This is a genomic window from Streptomyces sp. NPDC023157 (genome assembly GCF_055560575.1).
The window spans coordinates 300153-314621 of the sequence record NZ_JBVHIL010000005.1 but is presented as its reverse complement, the minus strand read 5'-3'; the positions used below and the strand labels follow the sequence as shown (position 1 = coordinate 314621).

Here is a 14469-nt window from a genome sequence, read left to right as displayed (position 1 = left end):
GGGCCCTTTCCGGACCGTGTGCGGCGTGCGGGCACGCCGGACGGGGTGACGACCGAGAGGCGTGGGAGGAAGGGCGGGTCCGGGTGGGGCCGTGGTCCGCCGCCCACGGACTCTACCCGCCTCTACCCGCGCTGATCAGGCACACGACAGGGCCCGCCCCCCGACGGCGCGGGGAGCGGGCCCGAGAGAACCAGGAGGGACGGTCAGCCGTACCGCCGAGGCGTCCACGCGATCGTGCGTCCGTCGCCCCGCTCCGTGACCTGCGTCTGGGAGGAGCCGACCAGGAGCAGGGTGCGCATGTCGACCTCGGTCGGGTCCAGGGTCTTCAGGGTCACGATGCGGACCGACTGTTCCGGGCCGCCGACGTCGCGGGCGACGACCACCGGGGTGTCGGGTGAGCGGAGTTCCAGGAGGAGTTCGCGTGCGGCGGCGACCTGGTGGGTGCGGGACCTGGAGCCCGGGTTGTAGATGGCGAGGACCAGGTCGGCCTCGGCGGCGGCGCGCAGGCGCTGGGAGATGACCTCCCAGGGCTTGAGGCGGTCGGAGAGGGAGATGGTGGCGTAGTCGTGGCCGAGCGGGGCGCCCGCGGCGGCGGCGGCCGCGTTGGCGGCGGTCACGCCGGGCAGGACGCGGACGGGCACGTCGGCGTACCGCTCCTCCGACGCGACCTCCAGGACGGCCGTCGCCATGGCGAACACGCCCGGGTCGCCGCCGGAGACGACCGCGACGCGCCGCCCGCGCAGGGCCAGGTCGAGGGCGAACTCGGCCCGCTCCGACTCGACCTTGTTGTCCGAGCCGTGCCGGATCTGCCCGGCGCGCAGCACCGGCACCCGGTCGAGGTAGGTGGTGTAGCCGACGAGCACGTCGGCGTTGACGAGCGCGCCGCGCGACTCGGGCGTCAGCCAGGGCGCCCCGGCGGGGCCGGTGCCGACGACGACGACCTCGCCCCGTTCCCGTACCGGCGGCTGCGCGTCGATGCGGGAGGGGAGGACGGCGACGGAGAAGTACGGGACCGAGTCCGGGTCGATCGCGTCGAGGCGGCCGGTGCGCTCGCCCGCCATGAACGCGCGCTCCACGTACCGGGCGTCCTCAAGGCGGCCGGCCCGCTCCAGGGCCCGCCTGACCGTGGGGAACGTGCGGCCCAGTTTCATCACGACCGCCGAGTCCGTGCCCGCGAGACGGGCCGTCAGCTCGTCCTCCGGCAGCGTGCCGGGGACGATCGTCAGCACCTCCTCGGCCTCGCACAGCGGCTCCCCGAGGCGGGCCGCGGCGGCGCTGACCGAGGTGACGCCGGGGATGACGGTGGTGTCGTAGCGGTGCGCGAGCCGCTTGTGCATGTGCTGGTACGAGCCGTAGAACAGCGGGTCGCCCTCGGCGAGGACGGCGACCGTGCGGCCCGCGTCGAGGTGGGCGGCGAGCCGGGCCGCGGCCTCCTCGTAGAAGTCGTCGAGCGCGCCCCGGTAGCCGCCGGGGTGGTCGGTGGTCTCGACCGTGAGCGGGTACATCAGCCGCTCCTCGATCTGGTCCTCGCGCAGGTGCTCGGCGGCGATGGAGCGGGCGATGGAGCGCCCGTGCCGCGCCGAGTGGTACGCGACGACGTCGGCGCCGGCGATGGCCTTCACCGCGGCCACCGTCATCAGGTTCGGGTCGCCGGGTCCGAGCCCGACCCCGTACAGCTTTCCGGTCACTGCTGGATCTCCGCTTCGTGCGCGAGGGCGTTGAGCGCCGCCGCGGTCATGGCGCTGCCGCCCCGCCTGCCCCGTACGACCAGGTACTCCAGGCCCAGGTCGTTGGCGGCCAGCGCGTCCTTGGACTCGGCGGCGCCGATGAAGCCGACCGGGATGCCGAGCACGGCGGCGGGCCGGCCCGCGCCCTTCGCGATCATCTCCAGGAGGTGGAAGAGCGCGGTCGGCGCGTTGCCGATGGCGACGACGGAGCCCTCCAGGCGGTCCCGCCACAGCTCCATCGCGGCGGCCGACCGGGTGGTGCCCAGTTCGGCGGCGAGCGCGGGCACCGACGGGTCGGAGAGCGTGCAGACCACGTCGTTGTCGGCGGGCAGCCGCTTGCGGGTGACGCCGCTGGCGACCATCCGGGCGTCGCACAGGATGGGCGCGCCCGCGCGCAGGGCGGCGCGCGCCGAGGCGACGACGCCGGGGGAGTGGGCGATGTCCCGCACGAGGTCGGTCATGCCGCAGGCGTGGATCATCCGCACCGCGACCGTGGCGACGTCGGCGGGCAGGCCCGCGAGGTCCGACTCGGCGCGGATCGTGGCAAAGGAGCGGCGGTAGATCTCCGCGCCGTCCTTCTCGTACTCGAACATCCTGGTGCTCTCGCTCATCTCGTGGGGGTCGCCGGGCCGCGGGCCGCCGCGACCGCTTCGGACAGGGAGGTACGGGGGGTGGGGACGCCGTCGACCAGGTAGGCGCCGTCCTCGGTGGCGAGGACGTCGACCCAGGCGCCGTGCGGGTGCCCGCAGCGGCGTGCGCACCCCGAGAAGTGGACGGGCAGCCGCCCGTGCGGCGCGAGGGCCGCGTCCGCCCGCACGTCGGCGAGGGACTTGGCGCAGCCGGGCCGCCCGGTGCAGGCGCCGACGCCGGTGCCGGCGGTGTCGGGCCGGGTGATCAGGCCGTACGAGGCCAGCTCGGCGAGCCGGCCGGGCGGCGCGGCGACCACCGCACCGCGCCAGGGCGTGAACCGCACCTCGCGCGCCGGCAGCAGCGCCCGCAGCTGGACGGCGGTCAGCCGGCCGAGCGGCGCGAGGACGTACAGGGCGTCCGCGCCCAGCGGCCCCGGGGCGGGCGGCTCCCCTTGGGGCAGCGGGGGTACGGCGTGGGGGACGGGCTCCGCGACGAGCCCGGCACGCGTCAGGGCCGCCGCCAGGTCCGGCACGCACCCCTCGGGCAGTTCCCGCACCCGCCAGGCCCCCGTCCCGGCGGTCTCGGCGGCCCGCAGGAAGGCGTCGGCGGCGGCGAGCGCGGCGCGCGGGGCGTCGGCGGCGGCGATCCGGAAGGTGTGGTCGCCGAGGCGGAGCCGGGCGCGGGCCTCCCCGCCCGCGGGGGGCTGTTCTGCGAGCAAGGTCACATCCCCGCCGAGCCCCGCGACGTCGCCCCGCCCGTCGTCCAGGACGAACAGGAACCGTCCCGAGAGCGCCGCCGTCCACGCCTCCGCGCACAGCAGCGCGTCCAGCTCCCGCGCCCACAACTGCGGGTCGGGGCCGCCGAGTCCGTCCAGTCCCGCGGCCGGTGAGGCGACGATGTTGCGGATCCGTTCGTGGCTGGGCGAGGGCAGCAGCCCGGCCCGGTCGAGGAGCGCGGCCAGCTCGGTGCCGCAGCTCTCGCCGAGCCCGCGCAGCTCCGCGTTGCCGCGTGAGGTGATGCTGACGCTGCCGTCCCCGAGGGACTCGGCCGCGTCGGCCAGAGCGAGAACCTGAGCCTCCGTCAGGCGCCCGCCGGGCAGGCGCAGTCGGGCGAGCCGCCCGTCGTCCGCCGCGTGCAGTCGCAGCGCACCCGGACAGGCGTCGCCGCGGTCCCGTATGAGAGGTTCGCCCGGTTCGGGCGAGGTGCGTGGGGTGGCCGACATGGCGGCGAGCATACCCACGGCACGATCCGCTCCCACCTGGCACGAACCGGCCACGGGCGGGGCGGCGGCAGCCGCGTACGGCCCCCGCCCACCCGGTGTGATCCGCCCGACCCCCCGCTCTCCCCCCGCCGCGCCCGCTCACGATCTAGGATGCAGACGGCATGGGGTCCCAGGACCCCGGGGAGGAAGCCCGGTGAGAATCCGGCGCGGTCCCGCCACTGTGAGCCGGTCCGGAGTTCCGGGGCGGTGAGTCAGGAACTCCCGCCGTCCATACGACCACCCGGGGCGCGGACAACCCCGAGGAAAGGGCCTGAGCTCGCCATGCTCCTGCTGCTGTCGCACTCCGACACCGACCTGCTCAGCGCCCGCGCGGCGGACGCCGCCGTCGCCGATGGGCAGGTGGCGTACCGGTACGCCAACCCGTCCCGGCTGCCGCTGGCCGACCTCCCCGCTCTCCTCGACGGCGTCGAGCTCGTCGTCGTCCGCCTCCTCGGCGGCCTGCGGTCCTGGGAGGACGGCCTGGACACGGTCCTGGCCGCCGGGAAGCCCGTGGTGGTGCTCAGCGGCGAACAGGCTCCCGACGCGCAGCTGATGGAGGCGTCGACCGTCCCGGTCGGCGTGGCCACCGAGGCGCACGCGTACCTGGCGCACGGCGGCCCGGCCAACCTCGGCCAGCTGGCCCGCTTCCTCTCCGACACGGTGCTGCTCACCGGCCACGGCTTCGAGCCGCCGGCCCCCGCGCCGACCTGGGGCCCGCTGGAGCGGACCCCGGGGGAGACGCCCGAGGGCGCCCCCACCGTCGCCGTGCTCTACTACCGCGCCCACCACATGAGCGGCAACACCGCCTTCGTCGGCACCCTCTGCGACGCGATCGAGCAGAAGGGCGCCCGGGCGAAGGCCCTGTACGTGGCCTCCCTGCGGGCCCCGGAGCCGGAGCTCCTCGACGAGCTGCGCGGTGCCGACGCGATCGTCACGACGGTCCTCGCGGCGGGCGGCACCAAGCCGGCCGAGGCGCAGGCCGGCGGCGACGAGGAGGCCTGGGACGCGGGCGCGCTCGCCGCCCTGGACGTGCCGATCCTGCAGGCGCTGTGCCTGACGGGCTCGCGCGCCGCGTGGGAGGAGAACGACGAGGGCCTGTCGCCGCTGGACGCGGCCAGCCAGGTCGCCGTCCCGGAGTTCGACGGCCGGCTCATCACCGTCCCGTTCTCCTTCAAGGAGATCGACGAGGACGGCCTGCCCGCGTACGTGGCGGACGCCGAGCGTTCCGCCCGCGTCGCCGGCATCGCCGTCCGGCACGCCCGTCTGCGGCACATCGCGAACGGCGAGAAGAAGCTGGCTCTCGTCCTCTCCGCGTACCCGACGAAGCACTCCCGCATCGGCAACGCCGTCGGCCTCGACACCCCGGCCTCCGCCGTGGCGCTGCTGCGCCGGCTCATCGCCGAGGGCTACGACTTCGGTCCCGAGGCGGACATCCCCGGCCTGGTCTCCGGCGACGGCGACGAGCTGATCTACGCCCTGATCGAGGCCGGCGGCCACGACCAGGACTGGCTCACCGAGGAGCAGCTGGCCCGCAACCCGGTCCGTATCCCGGCCGCCGACTACAAGCGCTGGTACGCCGAACTCCCGGCGGAGCTGCGCGCCCAGGTCGAGGAGCACTGGGGCCCGGCCCCGGGCGAGATGTTCCTGGACCGCTCGCGCAACCCCGAGGGGGACATCGTGCTCGCGGCGCTGCGCCGCGGGAACCTGCTGGTCCTCATCCAGCCGCCGCGCGGCTTCGGCGAGAACCCGATCGCGATCTACCACGACCCGGACCTGCCGCCCTCGCACCACTACCTGGCGGCCTACCGCTGGATCGCCGCCCGCGCCGAGGACGGGGGTTTCGGCGCGGACGCGATGGTGCACCTGGGCAAGCACGGCAACCTGGAGTGGCTGCCCGGCAAGAACGCCGGCCTGTCCGCCGCCTGCGGCCCGGACGCCGCGCTCGGCGACCTGCCGCTGGTCTACCCGTTCCTGGTCAACGACCCGGGCGAGGGCACCCAGGCCAAGCGGCGCGTGCACGCCACGCTCGTCGACCACCTGGTGCCGCCGATGGCCCGCGCCGACTCGTACGGCGACATCGCGCGCCTGGAGCAGCTGCTCGACGAGTACGCGCAGATCAGCAGCATGGACCCGGCGAAGCTGCCGGCGATCCGCGCGCAGATCTGGACGCTGATCCAGGCGGCGAAGCTGGACCACGACCTGGGCATGGCGGACCGGCCGGAGGACGACGGCTTCGACGACTTCCTGCTGCACGTCGACGGCTGGCTGTGCGAGGTCAAGGACGCCCAGATCCGCGACGGCCTGCACGTCCTGGGCGGCGCCCCGGTCGGCGAGGCCCGGGTGAACCTGGTCCTGTCGATCCTGCGCGCCCGGCAGATCTGGGGCGGCACGCAGGCGCTGCCGGGCCTGCGCGAGGCCCTCGGCCTGGACGAGTCGGCGGCGACCCGCACCACCGCCGACGAGGCGGAGGCGAAGGCCCGCGAGCTGGTCGAGGGCATGGAGGCGGCGGACTGGTCCGTGGACGCGATCGCCTCCGTGGCCGGCGCGTACGGCGCCGACGTGCACGCGGTGCTGCGCTTCGCCTGCGAGCAGGTCGTCCCGCGCCTGGCCGGCACCACCGACGAACTCACGCACGCCGTCCACGCGTTGAACGGCGGCTTCGTCCCGGCGGGGCCGTCGGGCTCGCCGCTGCGCGGCCTGGTCAACGTGCTGCCGACCGGCCGCAACTTCTACTCGGTCGACCCGAAGGCCGTGCCGTCCCGCCTCGCGTGGGAGACCGGCCAGGCGCTCGCCGACTCGCTCCTGGAGCGCTACCGCACCGACAACGGCGAGTGGCCGACCTCCGTGGGCCTCTCCCTGTGGGGCACGAGCGCGATGCGCACCGCGGGCGACGACGTCGCCGAGGCGCTCGCCCTGCTGGGCGTCCGCCCGCTCTGGGACGACGCCTCGCGCCGCGTGAACGGCCTGGAGCCCATCCCGCTCGCCGAGCTGGGCCGTCCCCGCATCGATGTGACGCTGCGCATCTCGGGCTTCTTCCGGGACGCGTTCCCGCACGTCATCGGCCTGCTCGACGACGCCGTACGGCTGGTCGCGGGCCTCGACGAGGCCGCCGAGGACAACTACGTACGGGCGCACGCCCAGGCGGACCTGGCGGAGCACGGCGACGAGCGGCGCGCCACCACCCGTATCTTCGGCTCCCGCCCGGGCACGTACGGCGCGGGTCTGCTCCAGCTGATCGACTCGCGCGACTGGCGCACCGACGCCGACCTGGCCGAGGTGTACACGGTGTGGGGCGGTTACGCGTACGGCCGGGGTCTCGAAGGGCGCCCGGCGCGCGCCGAGATGGAGACGGCGTACAAGCGGATCGCGGTCGCGGCGAAGAACACGGACACGCGCGAGCACGACATCGCCGACTCCGACGACTACTTCCAGTACCACGGCGGCATGGTGGCGACCGTCCGCGCGCTGAAGGGCACGGCGCCCGAGGCGTACATCGGCGACTCCACCCGCCCGGAGACGGTCCGCACCCGCACGCTGGTCGAGGAGACCTCCCGGGTGTTCCGCGCCCGCGTGGTCAACCCGCGCTGGATCGAGGCGATGCGCCGGCACGGCTACAAGGGCGCGTTCGAGCTGGCGGCGACGGTCGACTACCTCTTCGGCTACGACGCCACGACGGGCGTGGTCGCCGACTGGATGTACGACAAGCTGACCGAGGCGTACGTCCTCGACCCGGAGAACCAGGCCTTCCTCAAGGAGGCCAACCCGTGGGCGCTGCACGGCATCGCCGAGCGCCTCCTCGAGGCCGAGTCCCGCGGCATGTGGGAGAAGCCGGACCCGGAGACGCTGGCGGCGCTGCGGCAGGTGTTCCTGGAGACGGAGGGTGATCTGGAGGGCGCGGCGGACCCGACGGACCCCGACGGGCGCTGACAGGCCCCGACGGGCTCTCACCGACCCCGACGGGCGGTGACGGGCGGCGCGGGGCTCTGGGTTACGCTCCCGGTCCGCGCGCGCCGTGCGTGCGGATCGGGACGTCGACCTGGGGTGGGGTGGTGGGCGTGCGTGCCCGCGGAGCTGTGACGACGGCGGTGGTGCTGGGTCTGGGCCTGGCCCTGGGCGCCTGCTCGGGCGGAGGAGACGGGGGTACGCCTCCGAAGCCGAAGGCCCCGAAGTCCGCGCACCCCACGACGACGGCACCCCCGACGCCTTCGGCGACCCCGTCCGCGGACCCGGACGCGGATCCGGCCGAGGACCCGGCGTCGGATCCGTCCGCGAGCGCGACCCCGTCGAAGGTCCGGATCACCCCGGGGACCGGCGGGCGCTCGGCGAAGCCGTACCGGCCCGGGACCTCCGGCGGCGTGAAGAGGAAGACGGCGGCGGAACCGCAGAACCCCAACGCGGGCCCGAACCCGCCCCCGGCGCCGGACCGTCCGGCGCCGCCGCCCTACGCGCCGCCGCCGGGGTACCGGCCGGGCGATCCCGTCACCGTGGTCCCGGTCCCCACCTTCGAGCAGCCCCCGTTCACACCGGACACGGTGCGCTGACCCACGGCTCCAGCTCCACCCGCCGCCCCCGGAAACCGTTCCGCAGGCGCCGGTCGTGGCTGACGACCACCAGCGTGCCCGGGTAGTGCGCGAGGGCGGCCTCCAGTTCCTCGACCAGGCCGGGGGAGAGGTGGTTGGTCGGCTCGTCGAGGAGGAGCAGGTCGGCCGGGGCGGTGACCAGGCGGGCGAGCTCCAGACGGCGCCGCTGCCCGGCGGACAGCTCCCGGACCGGGGTGCCCAGGTCGGCCGGGGCGAACAGACCGAGCCCCAGCAGCTCCTCCTCCCGGCCCTCGCCGAACGCGGCGGCCAGGGTGCGCGGGTCCTGCGCGGGGTTCCCGGCGCGCGGGTCGTGCGCGGGGTTCACGGCCGTGGGGTCCCCCGCCGGGTCCCCCGCCGTGTCCTGGCGGAGCAGGCCGACCCGGGCCGGGGCGCTCACCGTGCCCGCGTCGGGGGCGAGTTCGCCCGCGAGGACCCGCAGCAGGGTGCTCTTCCCGGCGCCGTTCGGGCCGGTGACCAGCAGCCGTTCGCCCGGTTCGAGGCGCAGGGCGTCCAGCCGCAGCCGGCCGTCGACCCGGACGCCCGCCAGGTCGACCGCCGCCGCCGTGCCGTCGATCCGGGCGGCGAACCGCAGCGGGTCGGGCGGTCGGGGCGCCGGGTTCTCGGCGAGCCTGCGCTGTGCCTCGCGGGCGGCCCGGATCCTGCTCATCGCGCCGTGCGCCCGTGACCGGGCCCGGAACGCGCCCGCGCCGCTGAAGGCCGCGGGCGCCTTGCGGGGGATGGCGGAGAAGCGGTCGATGGTGCTGTCGGCGAGCGCGGAGTGCCGGGCCCACTCGGCCCGCCACTCCGCGTACTCCCGTTCCCTGCGGGCCCGTTCGGCGGCCCGGCCGGTCAGGTAGCCGCCGTAGCCGTCGCCGTGGCGCCGTACCGTACGGGTCTCGTGGTCGACCTCCAGGACGGCGGTGGTGACCCGGTCGAGGAAGGTCCGGTCGTGGGTGACGGCGACGACCGTCCCGCGGTGGGTGCGCAGCCGCTCCTCCAGCCAGCCGACGGCCTCGTCGTCGAGGTCGTTGGTCGGCTCGTCGAGCAGCAGCAGTTCGGGGTCGGAGGCGAGGGTCGCGGCGAGCGCGAGCCGGGAGCGGCGCCCACCGGAGAGGGTGCCGAGCGGCCGCGCGCGGTCGAGCGGCTCGCGCTCGCCGAGCCGCCGCAGCACGCTCTCCACCCGCCGGTCGGCGTCGGCTCCGCCGCGCGCCTCGTAGGCGGCGAGCAGGGCGGCGTACCGGTCGAGGTCGCCGGTGCGGCCGAGCTCGGCCTCGGCGGTACGGATGGCCCGCTCCAGCGCCCGTACGTCCGCGAGGGCGAGGTCGATCGCCGCGCCGACGCTCGCGGTGCCCGGCAGGTCCAGGGTCTGGGCGAGGTGGCCGAGGCCGCCGGGCGCCTCGACGGTGACGGTGCCGTTGTCGGCGCTCTCCCGGCCGGCGAGCAGCCGCAGGAGCGTGGACTTGCCGGAGCCGTTGTCGCCGACGACGCCGATCCGTTCGCCGGCGCGGACGGAGAGGAAGACCCGGTCGAGGACGAGCCGGGTGTCGTAGCGCTTGGTGACGTCGGTGAGATGGACACGGAACAAGGGCGGCCTCCCGGGGGTGGACGACAGGGGGCGGATCGCGGGGTGAGGGCGGGGTGAGAGCAGGGCCGTGCGATCCGATCAATCGAGACGAGACGTTCCGTCTCGCAAACTCGATGCGCTCACCGTACGCCTCGCTGCCACTTCAGGCAAGACGCAACGTCTCGTTACGGCGGGGGTGCCACCCCGGACGCCCGCTCCCCCAGCACCCGCACCGCGTCCACGATCAGGTCCCAGAAGCGGTCCGCGTCCGCCTCGATGCCGACCTCGGCGTTGGCCGGGAGGCCGGTCACCCCGTCCAGGTCGATCACCGTCGCCCCGCGCGTGTACGTGCCGGCCAGCTCGACCGTCACCGGCGCCCGCACCAGGCTGACCAGCGAGGGGTCGATCAGATGGGCCACGGTCAGCGGGTCGTGCAGCGGGGGCGCGTCGAAGCCGTACACCTCGCGGTAGGTCGCGGCGAAGTACGTCAGGAGCTCGACGCACAGGCGCCCGAGCGGGGTGCCGAGCCCGGCGAGCCGCGAGAGCACGTCGGGGGTGGCCCGGACCTGGTGGGTGACGTTCAGGCCGAACATGGTCAGCGGGATCCCGCTGCGGAAGACGAGGTCCGCCGCCTCCGGGTCGCAGAGGATGTTGAACTCGGCCGCGGGCGTCGTGTTGCCCCGCCCCGTCGACCCGCCCATCAGCACGATCCGCTCGATCCGGGCGGCCAGTTCGGGGTGGGCGAGCAGCAGCGCGGCGATGTTGGTCAGCGGGCCGGTCGGCACGAGCGTCACGGGCGCCGAGTGGGCGAGCAGGATGTCCCGGGTCAGCGCGAGGGCGTCGCGCGGGTCCTGCGGCACGGGCGGCTCGCCCTCGCCGAAGCCGGGCCCGTCGAGCCCCGAGTCGCCGTGGATGTGCTCGGCGACGCGCGGCGCGCCGTACGGCCCGGCGTGCAGCGGGCGGTCCCGGCCGGCCGCGATGGGGACGCCGTGGATCCCGGCGACGGAGCACACCCGGCGCGCGTTGAGCGTGGTCTTCTCCACCGTCTGATTGCCCGCCACGGTCGTGATGGCGAGCAGGTCGACGGCCGGATGGGCCGCGGCGAGCAGGATGTTGAAGGCGTCGTCGTGTCCGGGATCGCAGTCGAGGATCACGGGTACCGGCATACGCCCACCGTCCCACACCGTCGCCCGCACGTCACGGTCCCGGACCCCCCGGCGGTTCTCGGCGTCGCGGGCCGCCCGCCCTGACATCCGCACTCCCCCCACACTCCTCTACTTGTTCTAGTAGACTGCGAACAAGTAGAACCCAGAGAACCGCCATGGGAGTCAGGGGAGGATCCTGTGAACCGTGCCGCCACCCGGCTGCGGCTGCTCGCCGCACTGCCGTTCCCGCTCGCACTCGCCGTCGGCCTGCTGCTCTTCGCGCTCTGGCGCGACCGGCTGCCCGACCGCCTCGCCACCCACTTCGGCACCGACGGACGCGCCGACGGCTTCACCGCCGCCGGCGGGTACCTCGCCGTCGGCTCGGCCCTGCTGATCGCCCTCGGCGTCGGCTGGACCCTCTTCGTCCGGCGCCGGGCGCTGTGGGGCGCCTGGGCGACCGCCGGGTTCACCGGCGGGCTGCTCGCGCTGCAACTGCGCGGCAACCTGGACCTGACCGACCCGGCCGAGGCCCGCCTGCCGCTCGCCGTACTGACCGTGGCCCTGGCGGTCGGCGCCCTCGCCGCCGGCGCCGGCTGGGCGCTCACCCGGCTCGTCCCCGAGGAGCCCGCGCGGGAGGTCCCCGTGCCCGCCGACGCGCCCCGGCTCGACCTCGCCGCCGGGGAACTCGCGGGCTGGGCCCGCACCACCGGCTCGCTCCCGATGAGCCTGCTCGGCGCCGCCTTCCTGCTCGCCGCGCTCGTCGTCCCCTTCCTCGCCCCCTGGCCGTACGCGCTGATCCCGCTGGCCGTCGGCCTGTCCGGCGCCGCGCTCAGCCGGGTCCGGGTGACCGCCGACCGGCGCGGCCTGACCGTCCGCCCCGCCCTCGCGACCCGGCCCCGGCTGCGGGTGCCGCTCGACGACATCACCGGCGCGACGACCCGGGACGTCGCCCCGGCCGGCGAGTTCGGCGGCTGGGGCTACCGGGTCCGGCCCGGAGCATCCGGCGTGATCCTGCGCTCCGGCCCCGCGCTCGCCGTACGGCGCCGCGACGGACGCGAGTTCGTCGTGACCGTCGACGACGCGACGACGGCCGCGGGCCTGCTCAACGCACTCGTGGAACGGACCGGGAACGGCCCCGACACGAGCCCGGACGCCACCGCGGGCCAGACCCCCGGCCGCCCCGCCCCCCGAAAGGACTGACCGTGCTCTTCCGGGTGGATCCCGCCTCCTCCGTCCCCCTCGGCGACCAGATCGCCGCCTGCGTCCGCGGCGCCCTCGCCGACGGCAGCGCCCTGCCCGGCGAGCGGCTGCCCGCCGCACGGGAACTCGCCGACTCCCTCGGGGTCAACGTCCACACCGTGCTGCGCGGCTACCAACGGCTGCGCGAGGAGGGGCTGATCGAGCTCCGCCGGGGTCGCGGCGCCGTCATCGTGCCGGGCGCCGCCGCACCGGGGCGCGCCCAACTGGTCGACCGGCTCAGGGAACTGGCCGCCGAGGCCCGCCAACTGGGGCTCACGGACACGGAGTTCCTGGACCTGGCACGCGTGTCCCTGGACTGACGGAGGTGGGGCGAGTCGCACCCCGGGCCGCGGCTCACCCCACCCCCGCCCCCAGCCGCACGTTCCATCGCCCCGCCCGCCCCGACAGCTCGACCGCGTGCAGCGGGCGTACGTCGAGGCGCCAGAAGGCGGAGTCGGGGGCGCCGAGGGCGTGGGTGACGGCCGCGCGGATGACGTCCGGTTCGGCGAAGGCGTGCACGGGGCCCGGTTCCAGGGCGTCCAGCCAGCCGGCGACCCGCGCGCGCAGCTCCCGCAGGGACTCGCCGCCGTGCGGGGCCGCGGCCGGGTCCGCGAGCCACGCGGCCACCGACTCCGGTTCCGCGGCGGTCAGTTCGTCGAGCCGGCGCCCCTGCCAGCGGCCCATCGCGCACCCCGCGAGGGCGGGCTCGGCCCGTACGGAGGCGGGGTCGAGGCCCAGGGCCCGCGCGGTCGCCAGGCACCGCCCGGACGGTGAGCCCACCACCCGTACCCCCGCCGGAAGCGTCAGCGGGCCCGCGGCCACCGCCTCGACCGGACCGCTGTCGTCGAACCGGGCCTCGCGCAGGGCGGCCGTCATCGCCGGGGAGACCAGCGTGAGCCGTACGGTCAGGGGGCGTACGGGCATGGGTGATTCATCCCTCACTTCATCGGCCCGCCTCCCAGGCGCTCTTGGCGTGGCGTGACGGGCGCGGTACGGTCAGTCGACATTTCCACAGAACGACGACGGCGAGACGGAAGTCCGGTGCAAGTCCGGCACGGTCGCGCCACTGTGAGCCTGCCCCGGCGCCCCCGGGACGGGTGAGTCAGACCCGACGACCGTCGTCGCGCACCACCGTATGGGACGCGAGTTCCCGAGGAGGTTCCACCATGGCCGAGGCCATCGCGTCGCCCGCCGTCACGTCCACCCCGTCCATCGCCGTTCCGGTTTCCCTGCCGGTCCGCGCGGTGCTCCCGTGGGCGCTGTTCGCCGGGGTCCTGATGCTCGTCGCGCTCTACTTCGTCGGTGCCGAGCAGGGTGCCACGTCCCTGTTCGCTGGCAGCGACGTCCACGAGTGGGTGCACGACGGGCGCCACCTGCTCGGCTTCCCCTGCCACTGAGGGGCAACCGCGCACATGTCATCCACCGCTCCACCCCCCGCTCAGTCCCCCGCCGCCCCCACGGGTTCGCTCGTGGGGCGGCTCCTGGTCCGCGGCATGCTCGCGGGCCTGATCGCCGGACTGTTCGCCTTCGGCGTCGCCTACGTCGCGGGTGAACCGTCCGTCAACGCCTCGATCGCCGTCGAGGAGGCCGCCGCCAAGGCGGAGCACGCGGCAGCCCACAGCCATGGCGCGGGCCATGGGCAGGCCGCGGCCCCCGCCGAGGAGGAGGAGATCGTCAGCCGGGACCTCCAGTCCACGGCCGGTCTCGCCACCGGCGTCCTCGTCTACGGTGTCGCCCTCGGCGGCATCGCGTCGCTGGCGTTCTGTTTCGTGCTGGGCCGGGTGGGCCGTTTCACCCCGAAGGCGACCGCGGCGCTCGTCGCGGCGGGCGCCTTCACCACGGTCTATCTGGTGCCGTTCCTGAAGTACCCGGCGACCCCTCCGGCCGTCGGCAATCCGGACACCATCGGGCAGCGCACCACCCTGTTCTTCCTGATGATCCTGCTGAGCGTGCTGCTCGGCATCGCGGCGATCGTCGCGGGCCGCCGGCTCGCCCCGCGCCTCGGCAACTGGAACGCGACCGTCGTGGCGGGCGCGGGCTTCGTCGCCGCGATCGCGGTCGCGTGCCTGTTCCTGCCCGGGAACGGGGACTCGGTGCAGGCGTCCTTCCCGGCCGCCGTGCTCTGGGAGTTCCGGCTCGCGACCCTGGGCATCCAGGCCGGTCTGTGGGTGGTCTTCGGCCTCGCCTTCGGCCTGCTCGCGGAGCGGCTCCTCGCCCCGCGACCCGCCCCGTCCCAGGTGGCACAGCCGGCCCCGGCCGCCTGAGCCCCGCCGTACGGCTCGTACACCTCGTACGGCTCGTACATCTCGTACGCGGTCATCGG

General features: G+C 75.4%; 12 protein-coding genes and 1 riboswitch. Of the genes, 6 read left to right on the top strand and 6 right to left on the bottom strand.

Features of this window, described 5'->3' with window-relative positions:
- Window positions 1-203 precede the first annotated feature (203 nt).
- From cobJ to ACZ3ZE_RS20065, 3 genes are read right to left on the bottom strand one after another with little or no spacing between them, the layout of a single operon-like run.
- The gene (gene cobJ, locus ACZ3ZE_RS20075) at window positions 204-1637 is read right to left on the bottom strand and encodes a precorrin-3B C(17)-methyltransferase (RefSeq protein ID WP_442303686.1); all 1434 of its coding nucleotides are present in this window, start codon (window positions 1635-1637) and stop codon (window positions 204-206) included.
- A 47-nt stretch (window positions 1638-1684) separates the two neighbouring features.
- A complete protein-coding gene (locus ACZ3ZE_RS20070; RefSeq protein ID WP_467259987.1) occupies window positions 1685-2338 on the bottom strand; it encodes a precorrin-8X methylmutase in 654 nt (217 codons plus the stop codon).
- Window positions 2335-3579 (bottom strand): cobalamin biosynthesis protein CobG, encoded by a 1245-nt coding sequence (locus ACZ3ZE_RS20065; protein WP_363290497.1) that lies wholly within the window; start codon window positions 3577-3579, stop codon window positions 2335-2337. Before ACZ3ZE_RS20065 ends, ACZ3ZE_RS20070 begins: the two co-directional genes overlap by 4 nt.
- Window positions 3580-3719: 140 nt before the next feature.
- A riboswitch (cobalamin riboswitch) is annotated at window positions 3720-3862 on the top strand.
- 38 nt (window positions 3863-3900) lie between these two features.
- Here ACZ3ZE_RS20065 and cobN point away from each other — a divergent pair.
- Both cobN and ACZ3ZE_RS20055 read left to right on the top strand, forming a co-directional pair.
- The gene (gene cobN / locus ACZ3ZE_RS20060) at window positions 3901-7545 is read left to right on the top strand and encodes a cobaltochelatase subunit CobN (protein WP_361168688.1); all 3645 of its coding nucleotides are present in this window, start codon (window positions 3901-3903) and stop codon (window positions 7543-7545) included.
- A 128-nt stretch (window positions 7546-7673) separates the two neighbouring features.
- Complete coding sequence (locus ACZ3ZE_RS20055; RefSeq protein ID WP_467259984.1) at window positions 7674-8159, top strand: hypothetical protein; 486 nt, start codon at window positions 7674-7676, stop codon at window positions 8157-8159.
- On the opposite strand, the gene ACZ3ZE_RS20050 is transcribed toward ACZ3ZE_RS20055, so the two are convergent.
- Both ACZ3ZE_RS20050 and ACZ3ZE_RS20045 read right to left on the bottom strand, forming a co-directional pair.
- Window positions 8137-9783, bottom strand: a complete 1647-nt coding sequence (locus ACZ3ZE_RS20050) for an ABC-F family ATP-binding cassette domain-containing protein (protein ID WP_467259981.1) — start codon at window positions 9781-9783, stop codon at window positions 8137-8139. The two genes, ACZ3ZE_RS20055 and ACZ3ZE_RS20050, sit on opposite strands and share 23 nt — an antisense overlap.
- A 164-nt stretch (window positions 9784-9947) precedes the next feature.
- Window positions 9948-10928: a nucleoside hydrolase gene (locus ACZ3ZE_RS20045; protein ID WP_467259978.1), complete on the bottom strand. Its 981-nt coding sequence runs from the start codon at window positions 10926-10928 to the stop codon at window positions 9948-9950.
- A gap of 177 nt (window positions 10929-11105) precedes the next feature.
- Here ACZ3ZE_RS20045 and ACZ3ZE_RS20040 point away from each other — a divergent pair, with 177 nt between their 5' ends.
- Together ACZ3ZE_RS20040 and ACZ3ZE_RS20035 are read left to right on the top strand one after the other, a co-directional pair.
- Window positions 11106-12107: a DUF1648 domain-containing protein gene (locus ACZ3ZE_RS20040; RefSeq protein ID WP_361620880.1), complete on the top strand. Its 1002-nt coding sequence runs from the start codon at window positions 11106-11108 to the stop codon at window positions 12105-12107.
- Window positions 12108-12109: 2 nt separating this feature from the next.
- The gene (locus ACZ3ZE_RS20035) at window positions 12110-12466 is read left to right on the top strand and encodes a GntR family transcriptional regulator (protein ID WP_361168703.1); all 357 of its coding nucleotides are present in this window, start codon (window positions 12110-12112) and stop codon (window positions 12464-12466) included.
- Window positions 12467-12500: 34 nt separating this feature from the next.
- Here the strand turns inward: ACZ3ZE_RS20035 and ACZ3ZE_RS20030 are convergent, their stop codons facing one another.
- The gene (locus ACZ3ZE_RS20030; protein ID WP_361169101.1) at window positions 12501-13055 is read right to left on the bottom strand and encodes a histidine phosphatase family protein; all 555 of its coding nucleotides are present in this window, start codon (window positions 13053-13055) and stop codon (window positions 12501-12503) included.
- A 257-nt stretch (window positions 13056-13312) separates the two neighbouring features.
- On the opposite strand from ACZ3ZE_RS20030, the gene ACZ3ZE_RS20025 reads away from it, so the two are divergent.
- Window positions 13313-13543, top strand: coding sequence for a CbtB domain-containing protein (locus ACZ3ZE_RS20025; protein WP_361168706.1), 231 nt, complete (start codon window positions 13313-13315; stop codon window positions 13541-13543).
- Window positions 13544-13558: 15 nt separating this feature from the next.
- Window positions 13559-14410: a CbtA family protein gene (locus ACZ3ZE_RS20020; protein ID WP_361168709.1), complete on the top strand. Its 852-nt coding sequence runs from the start codon at window positions 13559-13561 to the stop codon at window positions 14408-14410.
- The last annotated feature ends 59 nt before the right edge of the window (window positions 14411-14469 follow it).